Here is a 776-nt window from a genome sequence, read left to right as displayed (position 1 = left end):
GCGGAAATTATACAATTGCAAATTTAGTTGCAGGTTTAGATTACACGGTTACAGCTGTGAAAACTGGTTTAAGTTTTACACCGGCTTCAACTGTTTATACTGCAATTGCTGCAAATAAAACGTTGAACTTTACACAAGTGGTTACTCCAGTATATTACACTGTAAGTGGATCAGTATTAAACGGAGCAACTGCAGTTTCGGGAGTTACAATTTTAGCATTTTCTGGATCAACTACATTAACGACTACTTCAGACGCAAGTGGAAATTATACACTTGGTAGTTTAGTTTCAGGGTCAAATTATACAGTTACAGCTGCAAAAACAGGATTAAGTTTTACTCCGGCATCGACAGTTTATACTGCTATTGCTGCTAATAAAACATTAAACTTTGTGCAACAAGTTGTTGCAGGTGGAACTTTAATCAGCGGAAGTGTTAAAAGCGGATCAAGTCCAGTTTCAGGCGCTAAAGTAGAATTGATTTTACCTTGGACAGACAACACACACGGTTATGTAAGCATTATTGCTACTACTGATGCTTCAGGAAATTTCAGCTATGCTAATTCAGTTTTATCTGGTTATACTAACATAACAAGCTTAAAAATGAATTCTTGGCAGAATGGGGAAGTAGCTTATTTTCCAAACAATCTGGCGAATTTCGCAATGCCAACTACGCCACAAGTTTATAATTTCAATACACAAGCGGTGGTTGTGACTAAACCGGTGGTTGCTATTACTGCGCCAACAGCTTCGGCGATTGCTATAAATTTAGGATCAGCG

The 776-nt window shown here is 37.9% G+C and carries 1 pseudogene; it reads left to right on the top strand.

Features of this window, described 5'->3' with window-relative positions:
- A pseudogene (locus ACHRV3_RS22955) lies at nt 1–776 on the top strand (glycoside hydrolase); the annotation flags it as partial.

Origin of the sequence: Flavobacterium sp. FlaQc-49, from assembly GCF_044005985.1 — a bacterium.
GTDB classification, from domain to species: Bacteria; Bacteroidota; Bacteroidia; order Flavobacteriales; family Flavobacteriaceae; genus Flavobacterium; species Flavobacterium cupriresistens.
This window is presented reverse-complemented; position numbering and strand designations above follow the sequence as displayed.